Origin of the sequence: Halobacteriovorax sp. YZS-3-1 (assembly GCF_047084945.1) — a bacterium.
In the GTDB taxonomy this organism is placed as follows: domain Bacteria; phylum Bdellovibrionota; class Bacteriovoracia; order Bacteriovoracales; family Bacteriovoracaceae; genus Halobacteriovorax_A; species Halobacteriovorax_A vibrionivorans.
In genome coordinates, this window is sequence record NZ_JBKIYI010000001.1 from 387,952 (window position 1) to 404,952 (window position 17,001).

Below are 17,001 nucleotides of genomic sequence, written 5' to 3' on the forward strand. Positions count from 1 at the left end.
GACTTATATTATTAAGGAGTTGTCTGTGGACACATTTACAGCAAAAAATTGGACAGGAATGATAAGACCAGTAGCTTTGGAAATGGATAACGATAAGCTAACTAAGACTTATGGTAAGTTCGTTGCTAAGCCACTTGAAAGAGGTTATGGACAAACTCTTGGGAACTCATTACGTCGTGTACTTCTTTCATCACTTCAAGGTGCAGCTATTGTTGCAATTAGAATTGAAGGTGTTGAACATGAATTTGGTACAATCAACAACGTAAAAGAAGAAGTTTCTGAGATTATTCTAAACCTTAAAGAGGTACACTTTAGAATTAAAGATAAAGAGCAGGTAACTCTAACTCTTGAGAAATCAGTTGAGGGTGTTGTTACTGCTGGTGATATTTCTGAATCAGCTAACGTAGAAGTTCTAAATCCTGATCACGCTATCTGTAACTTATCTACAGGTGGATCAATCAAGATGGAGCTACTTGTTGCTAGAGGAAAAGGATATGTTACTGCTCTAGATAATAAAGAATCATTTGATCTTCCAATCGGTTGGGTATATCTAGATTCTCTTTTCTCACCAGTTGCACGTGTTAACTATACAGTTACTAACTCACGTGTTGGTAAGAGAACAGACTTTGATAAGCTGACTTTAGAAGTATGGACTAACGCTGGTGTTGAGCCATCTGATGCTGTTGCATACTCTGCTAAGATCCTTAGAGATCAATTAGCAGTTTTCCTAAGCTTCGAAGATGAAGAAGAAATTACAAGAATGGAAGCTAAGCCAAAGAAACAACAAAATACAGCTAATGCAGCTCTATTAAAGCCTGTTTCTGAGCTTGAACTGTCTGTAAGATCTGCAAACTGCTTGCAGAACGCAGATATTAAGTATATCTATGAGCTAGTTTCTAAAACTGAAGGTGAAATGCTAAGAACTAAGAACTTTGGTCGTAAGTCACTTAATGAGATTAAAGAAGTTTTATCTCAAATGGGACTTGGTCTAGGTATGAAAGTTGATAGCATTATGCAAGACCTGAAAGAAGAAAACTAAAAGTTGTTATAAGTTGAGGTAGAGATATGAGACATCAAAGACATAAATATAAATTAGGTGTAAGTCCATCACACAGAGTTTCTATGATTAAAAACCTTGCGTCAGAAATTATTGACCACGGTATGATTAAGACAACTCTTACTAGAGCTAAAGCTGTTAAGCCAGTTGTAGAAAAGTTAGTAACTCTTTCTAAAAACGACACAGTAGCTAATAGAAGACTTGCATTCAAAAAACTTAACGATAAAGATGCAGTAAACAAGCTTTTCACAGAGCTTGGGCCAAAGTTTAAAGAAAGAAATGGTGGTTATACAAGAATCATGAAGCTTTCTGATAACAGAGTTGGTGATAACTCTAAGATGGCTTATATTGCTTTCGTTGATTAATATTTTAATTAATTCAAACTAAAATAGGCCCATCATATTTAGGTATGATGGGTTTTTTTATTTCACATTGTATTTGCTATGAGTACTTCTTCAAAAATATCATTCATCTTTATAATTGTGGCCATAACGCTTGGTTATTCTATTTATCATAAGAATAAAATTGATACCTATGTTGATGAAAGTCGCACGTATATATTAAAAACACTCCCTAGTGTTGAGTTAACTAATTTTGAAGATAATAGTCCTGTTCAGTTACAAGATTTAGCGCAAAGCTCTAATGGTCTTGTTGTCCATTTTTGGGGAACATGGTGTGCACCTTGTGAAGCTGAATTTCCTGAATTCGTTGAGTTTGCACGTAAGCTCGAAGAAAAGAATGTAAAAGTCGTTTTCATGGCCGTTAAAGATGAGGACATGAAAATTAAAAAGTTCCTAAAAAGATTCAAAGACCTACCAAGTAATTCTATGGTTATTCATGATGTTTCTGGGATATCTATGAGTAAATTAGGGGTTGTTAAAGTTCCGGAAACTTTTGTTTTCGATTCTAACCTCGATCACCGTATTATGTTTAAGGGACCTCAAGATTGGAAGATGAGTTCATATTTCACACGTGTTCTCAACTACTTAGGGATAAATTAAACTAATAATATTTCTTTGAATTTGTCTATTTTTTCATCATTTGTAGTTAAGTTTTATTAAAATCTGCCGAAAAGTTTTACAGACTAAGCTTTGGTATATCGTTTTTGTGCCAAAAAAATAAACATCGGAGATTAACAATGATCAATTGGACTGAACTAAATGGACTACATGTTATTTCTAAGCTCGAAGAAATAATTAATAAGTGGTTTGGTGTAGAGGTATTCTATGCAGACAACCATTTTAAAATAAGAAGTGGACATAAAGATAAGGATTATGATTTTAAGAATCTTTTCTTTCAAACACAGATGTCTCTTCCGCATGGTTATGACTTTATTACGGCCGATGTAGAAAGGTTTAGTGATGAATTAAGTCAGTCTGGTGAAACAGTTATGATCTTTGATTCATATTTTCCGGGTGTGAAAATGATGGGGACAAGAATTGAAATTGAAGGTGAATATCAGGGAACTGTTTTTGCTTTTCCTTTCTTGAAAAGTACTTTCAGTGATGAAGATGAAAAAGAGCTAGTGGCCGCACTTATTGAGCATGGAGCGAGCCCAGAAGCAGCACAGGAATGTGTAAATGAAACAAGACGATTATTTCCAAGAGAAATTGAATATTTAAAAGAACTAGTTGAACTAGTTGCCGGTGAAGTAGCTACATTCCATGTCGAGATTTCTAAAAGAGAAGAAAGAATTCATATGCTGAATTCTGAACTCGGAGAAAAGTTCCGTTATCATAATATGATTGGTAAATCGAAAGCTATGCAAAAGATTTACTCTCTACTTGAAAGAATTTCTACTAGTGAATCTTCTGTACTTGTACAGGGTGAAAACGGTACGGGTAAGGAACTTGTTGCTAAAGCAATTCACTTTGCATCACCTCGTAAAGATGCTCAATTTCTAGCTGTTAACTGTTCTGCATTTAACGAGAACCTACTAGATTCTGAATTATTTGGTCACGTGAAGGGTTCTTTTACTGGTGCTCATAAAGAAAAGTCTGGTTTATTTGAGCTAGCAAATGGTGGGACATTATTCCTTGATGAAATTGGGGATACATCACTATCGATGCAAGTTAAGCTTCTACGTGTTCTTCAGGAAGGTACTTACTTACCAGTAGGTGCTGATAAGTCGAGAAGAACAGATGTGAGAATTATTGCAGCAACAAATAAAGACCTTAAAACAATGATGGCAAAAGGTGAGTTCAGAGAAGACCTTTACTATCGTATTAACGTTTTAAATGTAAATCTTCCTCCGCTAAGAGAGAGAAGAGAAGATATTCCTGTTTTAATGGAGCACTTTCTAAAGAAGAAATGCGATGAGTCAGGTATGCCAATGAAGACTTTTTCTAAGAAGTGTATGGAAAAGATGCTTGATTATCCATGGCCAGGAAATGTTCGTCAGTTAGAAAACGAGGTTGAAAGGCTTGTTGTTCTTGCTGGTGATGATAAATCAATTACACCTGATATCCTTAGTCCACAGGTTCTAGATCACGGAGCGGCTCCAGTTGAGCAAACTAGAGGTGTTAACACATCTGGAAAACTTAAAGACGCACTTATGGAACTTGAGATTATTATGATTCGTGAAGGGCTTAAGAGATGTAACTTTAATAAATCAAAGCTTGCTAAAGAGCTTGGTATGTCTCGTGCTAGTTTAATCATGAAAGTTGATAAGTATGGACTAGATAAACGTGCGAAAGCAGGTAATGAATAGTTAAAAACTTACAATAATAAAATATAGACACTTTTGGGCCCTCAACGAGGGCCTTTTTATTTATATTCCTATAATTTCATAGACTTAACCCCCGTAAAATAACGCATCGTGATTGGGCAAATTGCATTTTAAAGGTGTAATATGCACTGATAATTTAAACATGAAATTTTGAAAGAAGTTGGTGGAGGGTTTATGTCGACAACCAGTGAAAATATATTAGAAGAAAAAAGGGCCTTTCTCCTTAACAAGAGAGCTGAAGCCGAGCAAGGTGGTGGTGAAACTAGAATTGCTAAGCAACATGACCAAGGTAAGTACACAGCAAGAGAGAGAATCGAAAGATTAGTTGATCCTGGTACATTTATCGAGTTTGATAAATTTGTTACACATCGTTGTGTAAACTTTGGAATGGAAAAGAAGAAGTTTCTTGGTGATGGTGTCGTAACAGGTATTGCAGAAATTAATGGTCAAAAGATCGCTGTTTATTCTCAAGATTTTACTTGTTGGGGTGGTGCACTTGGTGAAGCTCACGCAAAGAAGATCTGTAAGATAATGGACTTCGCACTTGATAATAGAATTCCTGTAATCGGTATTCAGGACTCAGGTGGAGCACGTATTCAAGAGGGTGTTGATGCTCTTGGTGGATATGCCGAAATCTTCTATAGAAACGTAAAAGCTTCAGGTGTTATTCCTCAAATATCTTTAATTATGGGGCCTTCAGCTGGTGGTGCAGTTTATTCACCTGCAGTAACTGACTTTATCTTCATGGTAGATCAGTCATCATATATGTTCGTTACAGGTCCAGATGTTATCAAGACTGTAACTCACGAAGAAGTAACAAAAGAAGACCTTGGTGGAGCTACTGCTCACTCTGAGAAGTCTGGTGTATGTCAGTTCAAGTGTAAGGACGAAGATGAGACTTTTGAAAGAGTAAGAGAGCTAATGAGTTACTTACCGGCTTCAAACTTCAGAGCACAAGAAGACAAGTATACTTCAGATCCAGTTTATAGAGATAATACAAAACTTAAGGAAGTTGTTCCTGGTAATCCTAAGAAGCCGTATGACATGAAAGAAGTTATTCTTGATATTGTTGATGATGGACACTTTTTAGAAGTACATAAAGACTACGCAAGAAATATCGTTGTTGGTTTCGCATCAATTGGTGGAATTAAAATTGGTATTGTTGCTAACCAACCAGAAGTTTTAGCTGGTGTTCTTGATATAGATTCATCATGTAAAGCAGCTCGTTTTATTAGATTCTGTGACTCATTTGATATTCCAATCGTTTCACTTGTCGATGTTCCAGGTTTCTTACCAGGAACAGTTCAAGAGTATGGTGGGATTATTAAGCATGGTTCTAAACTTCTTTATGCATACGCAGAAGCGACTGTTCCATTAATTACTCTAATTACAAGAAAGTCTTATGGTGGAGCGTATGATGTTATGGCATCAAAGCACATTAGAGCAGATGTTAACCTTGCTTACCCAACTGGTGAAATTGCCGTTATGGGTGCAGAAGGTGCAGTAAATATCGTCTTTAGGAATGAATTAAAAGGTCTTGAAGGTGAAGAATATGAAAAGAAAAAAGCAGAGCTAGTTGCAAATTATGAAAATAACTTTGCTAATCCATATGTAGCAGCTGAAAGAGGTTATATTGACTCTGTTATTCTTCCAGAAGAAACAAGAAAGCGTCTTTATGAATATCTAAAAGTACTTAAAGACAAAAAAGTTGATAGACCAAAACGTAAACACGGGAATATTCAATTATGATGATCAGACAGCCAAAGAATATGGAAAGAAGAGTATTAATTGCAAACCGTGGAGAGATCGCTTCTCGTGTAGCTAAGGCTTGTCGTGAACTCGGTCACACAGCAATTGGTATTTTTACAGATAATGAGCCTCAAGGGACACATCTTCAGTTTTGTGATGAATGGGTTTACCTTGAAGGTAATACAAATGCAGAGACATACCTAAATGTTGAAAAACTTGTTGCTTTAGCTAAAGAGATTAAAGCAGATGGTGTTCACCCAGGATATGGTTTCCTTTCAGAGAATAGAGATTTTGCAAATGCACTTTCTGAAGCGGGGATCACTTTTATCGGTCCACATGTTGATGCCATTAGAGTAATGGGTGATAAGGCGACGTCTAAGAAGCTAGCAAATGAAGCAGGTGTTCCTACTGTTCCAGGTACAGATCATGCTGTACCTACTGTTGATGAAGCAGTCCAAATAGCAGATAGAATTGGATATCCTGTTCTACTTAAAGCAGTTGCTGGTGGTGGTGGACGTGGTATGCGTGCATGTAATAATGAAGCTGAAGTACGTGAGCAATTTGATGCTGTTGGTAGAGAGGCCGCAGCGGCTTTTAACAATGGAGATCTACTTGTAGAGAAGCTTATTGTTAATCCTCGCCACATCGAAGTTCAAATTCTTGCAGATAAGAAAGGTAATACATTCCATTTCTTTGAAAGAGAATGTTCAGTTCAAAGAAGACACCAAAAGATTATTGAAGAAGCACCATCGCCATTTATTGGAAGTGATGAGGAGCTTCGTCAACGTGTTTGCGAAACAGCTGTTAAGCTTGCAAAGGCCGTTGAATATGATTCGGCAGGTACAGTTGAGTTCATCATGGGTGAAGATAAGCAATTTTACTTCCTTGAGATGAATACACGTATCCAAGTTGAGCACCCAATCACTGAAGAAATTACTGGAATGGATCTTATTGTTTGTATGATTCAAGCTGCATTTGGTGATGAGTTGGGAATCCCTTCACAAGAATTCATCAGAAGATCAGGACACGCGATTGAATGTCGTATCTGTGCGGAGGATCCAATTACAATGCTTCCAGCTCCAGGTCTTGTAACAGGTTTTGAAACAAATTTCCCACAAGGAACACGTTTTGATCACTGCCTATACAAAGGATTAGAAGTTACTCCAGATTTCGATCCAATGGTAGGAAAGCTTGTTTGTAAAGGAATCGTTCGTGACGTTGCTGTAAGAAAAATGAATGCAGCACTAGATGGACTATTCATTGAAGGTCTTAAAACAAATCTTCCACTGTTAAAAGAAATTATGACAGAGAAGAACTTTGTTGATGGACATTATTCAACAGCTTACATTGGTGAAGTTGCACCTCAGAACAACGTGAAGACAGACCTTGATCATATAAAGCTATATACGATTATTGCAGGCTCTGAAGCACGTAGGATGGGTATTTAATATGAGAACATATTTAATTAATGATAATGAAGAAGTAATTGTTGATTTAACAAGAACTAAAGTTCATGAGTACAACCTTGTTGAATTTGACTTCTCAACTCTGAAAGATGGCGAGAGAAGTTTACATGAAACAATGTGGCTAAAGAAAATCTGTGGTCAGTATTTCATCTCTAGAGATCAAAGAACTTGGAAGAAGATTCCACGTCAAGATCTTCCATCTCGAGTTGTAAATGTTGACCGTGTTTATTCACTATTTAGAGGGTATAAGCCTTCTGGACTTGGTGGAGCCGACGCAGGTGAGTTCTTAACAAAAATGCCAGGTAAGATTGTAAAAATCAATGTGGAAGTTGGTCAAGAAGTTAAAAAGGGTGATACACTCTTAATTCTTGAGGCCATGAAAATGGAAAATGAAATTAAAACGGGGATTGATGGTACAGTTAAGGCTATCCACGTTAAGGAAGGGGACGCCTTAGAAGAAAACGTTCTCATGTTAGAAGTAGAAGCATAAGGAGAGTAAATGTCTTTTAATAATGGACAAGCACCAAGAAATGACTTCGAAAAAATGAAACAAGATTTAGATAAAGGGCTCAAGTTACTTGGGCCTTTTTTTATTTTTGTTGTTTTATTTGTTTTCGGATACACATCGTTTTACACAGTTGAGCCGGATGAGGAGGCCGTAGTAATTCGTTTAGGTAAGTACGTCGATACAAATCCACCTGGTCTACATTTTAAGATCCCATTTGGTATCGATAATGTAATCAAAGTTAAGGTTAAAACTGTTCTTCAAGAAGAGTTTGGTTTTAGAACAAAGAGTACAAGATCAAGAAGAACTTCTTATTCGAGTCGTAATCTTGATAGTGAATCACTAATGCTAACTGGGGACTTAAATGTTGCTTCAGTAGAATGGGCGGTTCAATACCAAGTCCGTGATCCATTCAAATTTATTTTTCAAACAAGTGAGCCAGTTAGAAATATTCGAGATATTTCTGAGTCAATTATGAGACGTGTTGTTGGTGACCGCTCAGTTACTGATGTTCTTACTGTAGGAAAGGTCGAAATTGAAGCAGATGCCAAAGTACTTATGCAAGAAGTAATTGATAAGTATGACATGGGTGTAACGATTATCTCTGTTAAACTTCAAGATGTTAATCCTCCACAGGTTGTAAAGGCATCATTCAATGAAGTAAACGAAGCTAAGCAAGAACAAGAGAAAGCAATTAATCAAGCAGAAGGTGCTTATAATAAAGTTATTCCTGAAGCTCGAGGAAAGGCCGAGAAAATCGTTTCTGAAGCAGAAGGTTATGCTGCTGCATTAGTTAACCGTGCAGAAGGTGATGTTGCAAAATTTAAGGAAGTATTAAAAGAATATAAGCGTGCGCCTCGTATTACTAAGAAGCGTCTTTATATTGAAGCGATGGAAGGTTTATATAAGAATTATAAAAATCTAACAATCATCGATCCTAAGGTTAAAGGGCTACTTCCTGTATTTGATAAAGGAGGGAAGTAATGAATAAATTAATTCCTTTAGTTGTAATTGTATTTATTGGTTTAGTTTTAGGGAAGCAGTCTATTTTTGTTATTAATGAAGGTCGTCAGGCCATAATTACAGAATTTGGGAAGCCTGTTGGAGAACCTATTACTGAAGCTGGACTTCATTTTAAAAAGCCTTTCATACAAGATGTACGATTTGTAGATAAAAGAATTTTGAGTTGGGATGGGTTTCCAAATCAAATCCCTACAAAAGATAAGAAATTCATTAAAGTAGATACAACAGCTCGATTTAGAATTATGAATGCTCTTAAGTTTATCCAAACAGTACGAAATACTGAGGGGGCAAAGCAGAGACTTGATACGATTTTGGATTCGGCTACACGTAATGTGATTTCATCTCATCAACTTGTTGAAGCGGTTAGAAACTCAAATGCAATCATTGAGAAGTTAGAATCAGCTAAACAAAATGTTAACGAAATTGAAGAAGAAATAACTGGTGACATTGAAAAAGTAGCAGTTGGTAGAGAAAAGTTATCTCAATTAATTGTTGAAAAAGCCGAAGGTGAATTAGAACAATTTGGTATCTCATTAATTGATGTACAGCTTAGACGAATTTCTTACGAGGAATCTGTTGAGAAAAAGGTTTACGAAAGAATGATTTCTGAACGTCAAAGAATTGCTTCAAAAATTAGATCTATTGGATCTGGTGAAAAAGCAAAGATTGAAGGTCGTTTAGTACGAGATCTTCAAACTATACAGTCAGAAGGTTATCGAAAAGCTCAGCTGATTAAAGGTCGTGCAGAAGCTAAAGCAAGTGCTGTTTACGCAAGAGCTTTTAAGCAAGATCCTGACTTTTTTGAGTTTATTAGAACGCTAGAGGCTTATAAGAAATCAATCGATGGAAATACTAAATTAATTATTTCTAATGATAACGAGTTCCTAAAGTTTTTGAGGTAATTTTGATTGAATATGTAATCGCATCAAATCCAGATGACCGTGTTTTAAAGAAAGTATCAGATGCTCTAAATAATGGAGAGCTTGTCTGTATACCAACTGATACAAATTGGGTTGTTATTGCATCTCCTTTTAACAAGAAGGGTGTGGAGAAGATTTATAAGTATAAAAATGCTCCTAAGCTTAAAGCATTTTCATTACTTTGTGATTCCATCTCAATGGCCTCTGAAGTTGCAATAATTGAAGATAATATCTTTCGTTTTATTAAACGACTTATACCAGGACATTTTACTTTTATTTTTGGTGCCAGTAAGAAGATTACGAAAGCCGTTGCTGCAAATAAAACAGATCATGAGGTTGGTATACGATTTGTTCCCTCTACTTTAGTTACACGTTTACTTGAGGTTCACGGGGAGCCTGTTTTATCGACAAATGTTGATCTTAAAAAGTTTTCTAGCTCAGTAACATCATATGATGAAGTTTATTCGTATATGATCGAAGAAGAGTTGGGTGGAGTCGTTTCAATGATTGTTGATCCAGGTGAATTAAGCTTCGCCGGACAATCAACTATTGTTAATTTTACAGAAGGTGGCCCTGATATAATAAGGCAGGGTGCTGGATTACTATAAATAAAGCCTTCTTAATGAAGGCTTTATTTATTTTTCAAATAGAGTGTTAATTAGTTTTTCTGCTGCGCTCAAAGGAGTTTCGACTTCGTTGAGTATGTTGTTGTTAAGCTGATTCCATTCTTCTTGAAGTTTTGGATTTTCTTTTACTTTATTTTCAATTAGTTCGTGGAAAAGTTTGTTTAACCAGGCTTGATTTTGTCTTTTTCTCTTTTGAGTAATCTTTTCCTTATTCTCTTTATATGTCTTATCAATTAAGCCCCAATACTCTTTGATTCCTTCATTATTTAAGGCTGAAGACATGAGAACGTTGGCACCAATTTTTTGATCTGTTTTAATGACACCAAGTGCTGATTTGTATTGAACCATTGTATCGTGCGCTTTCTGCTTATTATCTCCATCTGCTTTGTTGATAATAATATTGTCACATAACTCAATTATTCCTTTCTTTATTCCTTGGAGTTCGTCTCCTCCTCCTGGAAGAAGTAGTACTGAGAAAAGATCGACAATATTTGCTACATCGTATTCTGATTGTCCAACACCAACAGTTTCAATGAGAATCACATCATAGCCGGCAGCTTCACATGCTAGCATTACTTCTCTTGTTTTTAGAGCAACACCACCGAGGTTTCCTGAAGAGGGTGTCGGTCTAATGAATGCATTCTTTTCCTGAGCAAGCTTTTCCATTCTTGTTTTGTCACCAAGTAAACTTCCTCCGCTTAAAGGGGAGCTTGGGTCAATTGCGAGTACAGCAACCTTAAGCCCCTTTGATATTAAGTGTAGGCCAAGAGCTTCAATGAAAGTCGATTTCCCAACACCTGGAGTACCAGATATTCCAATACGAATTGCCTTACCAGTTAAAGGAAGGATTTCATTTAGAAGCTTCTGTGCATTTTTTTGATGCTCAGGTTTTTTACTTTCTATTAAAGTTATAAATTTTGAAAGAGATCGAATATTTCCTGTTTTCAATTTCTCAAGATCAATCTGCATTACTTTTGAGCCTCTTTAATTTTTGTAATTAAGTCTTTTGCGGCATCAGAAATTGTTGTACCAGGTCCATAGATTCCTTTGACTCCTGCTTCATATAAAAAGTCGTAGTCCTTTCTTGGAATTACTCCACCCGCAACAACAAGTATATCTTCTGCATCAAGCTTTTTAAGTTCTTCAATAAGGTCTGGGATTAATGTTTTATGACCTGCTGCTAGTGATGATGCTCCAATTACGTGGACATCGTTCTCAACTGCTTGTTTTGCAACTTCTTCAGGTGTTGAGAAAAGAGGAGAAAGATCAACATCAAAGCCAACATCGGCATAAGCTGTAGCGACAACTTTTGCTCCTCTGTCGTGTCCATCTTGTCCCATCTTTGCAATTAGAATTCTTGGACGGCGCCCGTAATCTTTTTCAAATTGGTCGATTTCGTTTTTTAAGTTCATCCATTCCTCATCACTTTCAAATGATTGTCCATAGACACCTGATACTGTTTTAGTATTAGCGTTATAACGTCCCCACTCTTTTTCAAGAGCGTAAGTAATTTCTCCGACACTACAACGGGCTTCCATTGCTTCGACTGCTAGTTCAAGTCCGTTTCCATTACCTGTTTTTGCATAATATTCAAGTTTGGCCATGCACTCACTAACTTTTGCCTCATCTCTTGCTTCGCGGATTTCTTCAAGCCTCTTAATTTGCTCATTGAGAACTTGTACATTATCAATTTCTAAGACTTCAAACTCATCTTCAGTTGTTGGCTTATACTTATTAACACCAACGATAACATCTTCTCCGCGATCGATCTTTGCTTGTTTGAGAGCTGCTGCTTCTTCAATCTTTAATTTTGGAAGACCAGTTTCGATCGCCTTGGCCATTCCTCCTGCATCATCGATTTCTTTGATCAGTGAACGGGCCTTGCCTGCGATTTCTTGTGTTAGGCTTTCCATCATGTATGAACCACCCCAAGGATCAACAGTATTTGTAATTCCTGTTTCCTCTTGAAGAATGATTTGAGTGTTTCTAGCGATTCGTGCAGAGAATTCCGTTGGCAATGCAATCGCTTCATCAAATGAATTTGTGTGAAGTGATTGTGTTCCTCCAAAGACTGCGGCCATTGCTTCAATCGTTGTTCTGATAACGTTATTATATGGATCTTGTTCTGTTAGTGACCAGCCGGATGTTTGGCAGTGTGTACGTAACATTTTCGATTTAATATTTTTTGGGTTGTACTCTGAAACAATCTCCGACCACAGAAGTCTTGCTGCACGAAGCTTCGCAATTTCCATATAGAAGTTCATCCCAATACCAAAGAAGAATGAAAGTCGTGGTGCAAATGAATCAATTTCCATCCCTGCTTTTATGGCCGTGTTAATATATTCTTTTCCGTCTGCTAGAGTATATGCAAGTTCAAGTGCTGCATCAGCACCAGCTTCTTGAATATGGTAACCAGAAATCGAAATGGAATTAAACTTTGGCATATTTTGAGAAGTATATTCAAAGATATCTGCAATGATTTTCATCGAAGGAGCAGGAGGGAAGATATAAGTATTTCTTACCATGAACTCTTTTAGAATATCGTTTTGAATTGTTCCTGAAAGCTTATCAAGAGAAACACCTTGCTCTTTGGCTGCAACAATATAACCTGCTAGTACTGGAAGTACGGCACCATTCATTGTCATTGAAACAGATACTTTATCTAATGGAATCCCATCAAATAAAACTTTCATATCTTCAACAGTGTCAATCGCAACACCTGCTTTACCAACGTCACCTTTAACTCTTTGGTGATCGGAATCATAACCTCTGTGAGTTGCAAGATCGAAAGCAACAGAAACACCTTGCCCTCCTGCTGCTAATGCTTTCTTGTAAAAGTCATTTGATTCTTTAGCTGTTGAAAAACCTGCATACTGACGAATCGTCCAAGGACGTCCTGTATACATTGTTGCTCTTGGCCCACGAATAAATGGGGCCATACCTGGCATTGTATTTGTTAATTCATTATCTGCAAGATCTTCTTTTGTATATAGGGCCTTCATCTCAATACCTTCAGGTGTTTGAGTAACTTTAGGGCCTTTACCTTTTGTTTCTTTGTCAGCTAGTTCTTTCCAAGCATCAATACTATTGCTCATTTATTCTCCTTCAAACCATTTAACAACAATGTAATCAATTCCTGAGCTTTGTGCTGCTCGTATACCTGTTGGTGAATCTTCAAAAATCAGGCACTCTTCACTTTTAGCGTTGAAATGATTTTGTGCCAGTAAATATGGCTCAGGGTTTGGTTTCCCTTTTTCAACTTCACGTTCTGTTATTATTATTTCAAAATACTTCTTTAATTCACAATGCTCTAGTAAAGGATGAGTTACTTCATATTGGCTTGCAGTTACAAGTGCAAGTTTTAGACCTTTTGAAGTAAGGTTTTCTAGAAGCTTTCTAATGTTTCTATGTCTTATATTATTTGGATCAGACTGGCCAATAAGCCCTATTAATGCTGAGTTCTTTAACTCTAAGAATTCCTCAAGGCTAGCAAGCCCCAGGGCATTTTGTATAAGTGGATAAACCTCTTCATCTGACATGCCAAAGGTTTCTTCCATGGAAGGAATTTCGTTGTTACCACATAATTTTTGTACAACTTGGTAGTGAAGAGGCTCACTATTTAAGATAGTTCCGTCCATATCAAAGAAGATATATTTCTTTTCTTTGGTGTAAGTATCTAATAAGTCGATATCACTATCTTCTAAGTGTAGGAAATCACAAAGTTCTCTATTCATAGTTGAATTTATACCACAAAAGGAAGAAATTGTTGGGTTGTTGTGCAGCGTTAAGTTATTGCGATATAATTAAGAAGATGGAGGAGAATATGAAGAAGAGTAACTCAAGTATTTGCCTAGAGGCCTCGCTTCAAGCTTACTTCTTTGATGAGCTGCATCGAATAAATCAGAAGCGACAAGAACCCTTACCAGATTTATCTATTTATTATTCATCACTTGTTATGGATCGTTTTAGTTTATCTAATCAGTATTTTGAAAAACAAGAGGATGGCAGGGTACGAGAAAAGACTTTGGGAATTAAGTTGTTAAAAAGCGAAGGCCTTTCTGAGTCAGAAAAAAGAAGAGAGCTTAGAGACATTGGTGATACAGCTTTGTTTTTATGTGGATATTTCTCTAATTCAATAAATGAGAAGATCATCGATATCAATTATTATTGTGAGATTGGACGAACAGCTTATCGAAAGCTCGATAGTTATCAAGAATCATTCTACGACTATAAAGGTTTCTTCCAACACTTTTCAAAGCAATTTCATGAATTAACAAATATGATGAGCCTTTTACAAAGTGATTGTAATTTAAACGAAGAGCAGTTTTTGCTCTTCGCTAAAGACGTATCTTAGGAGACATTTCTTTATCTAATGGTTTACCCACTGTAATTGTAATCCAGTTCTGACTTAGAACTTTTTTTACAATTCTTTGAAAGTCCTCGTGTTTAAAATCACTAATTTCTTTATTTGCTTTATAAAAGTAATCAGATCCAAGTCCATGTAAAGTAGGTACTGAATATACGTTAGCATAGTCATCGTTAACTTGAAGATTAAGTTGATTTTGACCCTCAATCATTTTCTTTATTCTATTGAAGTTGGACTTTGATAGTCCCTCTCTTTGAATTTTGGCCAAGATCGAATTTATGGCATCAATTGCTTCCAATGTCTTGTCATGCCCACTTGCCATGTAAATTCCCCAGTAACCAGCTTCAAGTGCATTCATGTGAATTGGTTGAGCAACATAGCATAGACCTTTTCTATCTCTAACATCGACAAAAAGCTCTGAAGATTGTCCGGAAAGGTGAGTTGTTAGCATTTTGAAAACTACATTTTCTTTTGCCGTTAGCTTCTTTGTTTGTGTTGCGATCAATATCTGTGTTTGTTCGCGGTCGAAATCGATATGCTTATTAAGAGTTTTTATTTTTTCAATTTTTTTAATTTCTTTTTTCTTTTCTTTTCTCGGTTTTAAGTCAGAAAAATAGAATTCAACTTTTTCTAAAACCTCTTCAACACTTAAGTCTCCACAGAATGTGATAAGCATCTCTTTTGATTTTAGATTTTTTTCATGCTTTTTTATGAGGTCATCTTTTTTTATGGATCTTATTGATTTCTCATTTCCAATTGTAGAAAGAGAATAAGGATGTCCTTTAAATAATATATTAGTTGCTTCGGTAAAGCATTGCCTTGTTGGATCTGCTTTATTGGCCTCAATCGTTCTTAGGATTAGCTTCTTCTCATGATTTAAGCTCTTTGATTGAAAAGATGGAGTTATAAGTGATTTGAAAAAATGCTTCGATAAGTCAGAAAAGTGTTCGATCTGACCATGCATTGTTATTCCGTAGGCATTCTTTCCAGAGAAGCTATTGAACATTGTTGAGCGACTATCAAGGTCTAGCTTGAGCTTTTCATACGATAGGCCTTTATAGCCTTTTGTTAATTGCGAACTCATTAAGCTGTAGAGACCATTTGTCTTCAATGTTTCATCAACTAGCCCACCTTTTAGGTATGCATGCATTACAAACGTAGGCGTAATAGAGTTATAACGATATAAAAGTTTAATTCCTGGCTTAACTTCAATGACTTGAGTTGCTGGATCATATTTAGACTTTGTAGATTTAATTGTATTATCTTTTCCTGTCTTCTTGATCTGAGCAAGTTTCTTTTTAAATTCAGTGAGTCTAGGTTTAAATTCCTGTGGCTTTAAGTCATTTGGAAGCTGTAGGCTTAAATGTATTGATCGCCCAAAAATTTCAGAATATTTCTTATTAACTTCTTTTAAGCTAATCTTTCTGATCTTATCGATAAATTCTTGTTCAACATCTAGGTCTTTTGCTCCAGCATAACTACTTCCTAGAGAAAACGCATATGACTCAAGAGATTCTTTTTCATAAATTTTAGCAGCGACATATTGATTCTTAATTTTTTTAATATCACTTTCTTTTAGGCCGACTGTTGAAACTTCTGAAATTGTTTTTTCTAATTCTGACATAACTTTTTGATAATTTTCTTTTGGAAAGTTTATTCTCAAAAAGTGTATACCACCATCAGCAAAGAACATAGAAGATGAAGTACAGTTATTAGCAAGAGTGTTTCGTAGAACGAGGTTCTTATATAGTGGAGATGTTTCTCCGTAGCCTAAAGCATTGTAGGCAAGATCTTCAGCAGCGGCTCCATTTGATTTCATTGGAGGGCATTCGATGGCCATTGTTAGCTGGCACATTCTGACATCTTTTTTATGAATTTCAATTGTTGATTTCTTTTGCAAGCTAAAAGAAGGACGCTCAGAAAAAGAACCTTCTGGTAGGTGATAAGACTCAATCGTTTTTTTGTATTTTTCTTTTTCGCTCAAATCACCGGCAACAACTAAAAAAGCATTGGCGTTATTATAGTGGCTATTTCTAAACTCTGTTAATTGTTCTCTAGTGAAGTTCTTAATCGTATTCTCATTTCCTAAAATAGGATGAGCATACCCCCCCTTAAAAGACATTTCTTGAATTCTTTGAAAAGAAAATTGTCCTGGATTGTCCTGACTTCTTCGATATTCTTCAAAGACGACTTCTCTTTCCGGTATTAGGTCCTCTTCTTTAAACATAGGGTTGGAAACCATATCCATTACAATATCGATTGAATTATTAAAGTAGGCTATTGGTGAGTTTATATAGTAACAAGTGTAATCAAATGAAGTGAATGCATTTATTTCTCCACCATATGATTCTACATCGTGAGCAATTTTAGCTCCAGGTCTCTTCTTAGTACCTTTGAAAAACATGTGCTCTAAAAAGTGAGCAATTCCAAAATTACTCTTATCTTCTAAAGTTGATCCGGCCCTGAACCAAATTTGAACTGATGCACTCGTATTACCTGGAACATCGACAAAAATTACTTCTAAACCATTTTTTAGTCTTTCTATTTCATATTTCATTTAC

The 17,001-nt window shown here is 36.1% G+C and carries 15 protein-coding genes; 11 read left to right on the plus strand and 4 right to left on the minus strand.

Translation table 11 applies throughout. From position 1 onward, the window contains the following. Positions 1-25: 25 nt before the first annotated feature. The 10 genes from ACMAZI_RS02015 (at position 26) to ACMAZI_RS02060 (ending at position 10,056) form a co-directional block, all read left to right on the plus strand. Positions 26-1,039 (plus strand): DNA-directed RNA polymerase subunit alpha, encoded by a 1,014-nt coding sequence (locus ACMAZI_RS02015; protein ID WP_114705852.1) that lies wholly within the window; start codon positions 26-28, stop codon positions 1,037-1,039. 26 nt (positions 1,040-1,065) lie between these two features. Continuing rightward, the gene (rplQ, locus tag ACMAZI_RS02020) at positions 1,066-1,422 is read left to right on the plus strand and encodes a 50S ribosomal protein L17 (protein WP_114705851.1); all 357 of its coding nucleotides are present in this window, start codon (positions 1,066-1,068) and stop codon (positions 1,420-1,422) included. Positions 1,423-1,500: 78 nt separating this feature from the next. After that, the gene (locus ACMAZI_RS02025; RefSeq protein ID WP_120405576.1) at positions 1,501-2,058 is read left to right on the plus strand and encodes a TlpA family protein disulfide reductase; all 558 of its coding nucleotides are present in this window, start codon (positions 1,501-1,503) and stop codon (positions 2,056-2,058) included. A 137-nt stretch (positions 2,059-2,195) separates the two neighbouring features. After that, positions 2,196-3,767: a sigma-54 interaction domain-containing protein gene (locus ACMAZI_RS02030; RefSeq protein ID WP_120405575.1), complete on the plus strand. Its 1,572-nt coding sequence runs from the start codon at positions 2,196-2,198 to the stop codon at positions 3,765-3,767. A gap of 192 nt (positions 3,768-3,959) precedes the next feature. Continuing rightward, positions 3,960-5,534, plus strand: a complete 1,575-nt coding sequence (locus tag ACMAZI_RS02035) for an acyl-CoA carboxylase subunit beta (RefSeq protein WP_412473895.1) — start codon at positions 3,960-3,962, stop codon at positions 5,532-5,534. Continuing rightward, on the plus strand, positions 5,531-6,982 hold the full coding sequence (locus ACMAZI_RS02040; protein ID WP_412473894.1) for an acetyl/propionyl/methylcrotonyl-CoA carboxylase subunit alpha: 1,452 nt from the start codon (positions 5,531-5,533) through the stop codon (positions 6,980-6,982). Before ACMAZI_RS02035 ends, ACMAZI_RS02040 begins: the two co-directional genes overlap by 4 nt. Position 6,983: 1 nt before the next feature. Then, positions 6,984-7,490: an acetyl-CoA carboxylase biotin carboxyl carrier protein subunit gene (locus ACMAZI_RS02045; protein WP_199506606.1), complete on the plus strand. Its 507-nt coding sequence runs from the start codon at positions 6,984-6,986 to the stop codon at positions 7,488-7,490. A gap of 9 nt (positions 7,491-7,499) precedes the next feature. Then, positions 7,500-8,489 carry an FtsH protease activity modulator HflK gene (hflK, locus tag ACMAZI_RS02050; RefSeq protein ID WP_114705846.1) on the plus strand — a complete coding sequence of 330 codons (990 nt, stop codon included), beginning with the start codon at positions 7,500-7,502 and terminating at the stop codon, positions 8,487-8,489. Further along, positions 8,489-9,430: a protease modulator HflC gene (gene hflC / locus ACMAZI_RS02055; protein ID WP_412473893.1), complete on the plus strand. Its 942-nt coding sequence runs from the start codon at positions 8,489-8,491 to the stop codon at positions 9,428-9,430. Before hflK ends, hflC begins: the two co-directional genes overlap by 1 nt. A gap of 2 nt (positions 9,431-9,432) precedes the next feature. Continuing rightward, complete coding sequence (locus tag ACMAZI_RS02060; RefSeq protein ID WP_158536776.1) at positions 9,433-10,056, plus strand: L-threonylcarbamoyladenylate synthase; 624 nt, start codon at positions 9,433-9,435, stop codon at positions 10,054-10,056. 27 nt (positions 10,057-10,083) lie between these two features. On the opposite strand, the gene meaB is transcribed toward ACMAZI_RS02060, so the two are convergent. Genes meaB through ACMAZI_RS02075 form a run of 3 tightly spaced genes read right to left on the minus strand, consistent with a single transcriptional unit; the run spans position 10,084 to position 13,808 of the window. After that, positions 10,084-11,043, minus strand: coding sequence for a methylmalonyl Co-A mutase-associated GTPase MeaB (gene meaB, locus ACMAZI_RS02065; protein WP_412473892.1), 960 nt, complete (start codon positions 11,041-11,043; stop codon positions 10,084-10,086). Next, complete coding sequence (scpA, locus tag ACMAZI_RS02070; protein WP_412473891.1) at positions 11,043-13,169, minus strand: methylmalonyl-CoA mutase; 2,127 nt, start codon at positions 13,167-13,169, stop codon at positions 11,043-11,045. Before scpA ends, meaB begins: the two co-directional genes overlap by 1 nt. Next, positions 13,170-13,808, minus strand: a complete 639-nt coding sequence (locus tag ACMAZI_RS02075) for an HAD family hydrolase (protein ID WP_412473890.1) — start codon at positions 13,806-13,808, stop codon at positions 13,170-13,172. A gap of 89 nt (positions 13,809-13,897) precedes the next feature. Between ACMAZI_RS02075 and ACMAZI_RS02080 the strand changes: the two genes are divergently transcribed. Next, positions 13,898-14,428: a hypothetical protein gene (locus ACMAZI_RS02080; protein ID WP_412473889.1), complete on the plus strand. Its 531-nt coding sequence runs from the start codon at positions 13,898-13,900 to the stop codon at positions 14,426-14,428. Here ACMAZI_RS02080 and ACMAZI_RS02085 read toward each other — a convergent pair. After that, positions 14,412-16,997 (minus strand): M16 family metallopeptidase, encoded by a 2,586-nt coding sequence (locus ACMAZI_RS02085; RefSeq protein ID WP_120405569.1) that lies wholly within the window; start codon positions 16,995-16,997, stop codon positions 14,412-14,414. The genes ACMAZI_RS02080 and ACMAZI_RS02085 overlap by 17 nt on opposite strands. Between the last annotated feature and the right edge of the window lie 4 nt (positions 16,998-17,001).